The 321-nt window shown below is 39.3% G+C and carries 2 rRNA genes; both read left to right on the forward strand.

The window, feature by feature from the left end:
- Positions 1-99, forward strand: a 23S ribosomal RNA gene (locus ACTQ5K_RS25650); the annotation flags it as partial.
- 116 nt (positions 100-215) lie between these two features.
- Positions 216-321: ribosomal RNA gene (gene rrf, locus ACTQ5K_RS25655) — 5S ribosomal RNA — on the forward strand; the annotation flags it as partial.

The following is a 321-nucleotide window of genomic DNA, read 5'->3' on the forward strand; positions in this document are numbered from 1 at the left end:
TAGTAAGATCCCTGAAAGATGATCAGGTTGATAGGTCAGAGGTGGAAGCGTGGCGACATGTGGAGCTGACTGATACTAATAGATCGAGGACTTAACTAAAATGATTACTCAATTTTTTCTTTACTTCATAATCTAGTTTTCAGGGAATAATTTTCTAAAATTATACTTGAAAAAATCTCAAAAATATGTATAATAATATATGTCTTGAGAAAAAGTCTGGTGGCGATAGCGAGAAGGTCACACCCGTTCCCATACCGAACACGGAAGTTAAGCTTCTAAAGCGCCGATGGTAGTTGGGGGTTCTCCCCCTGTGAGAGTAGG

Source organism: Niallia sp. Sow4_A1 (assembly GCF_052116745.1).
Classification (GTDB): domain Bacteria; phylum Bacillota; class Bacilli; order Bacillales; family Cytobacillaceae; genus Niallia; species Niallia hominis.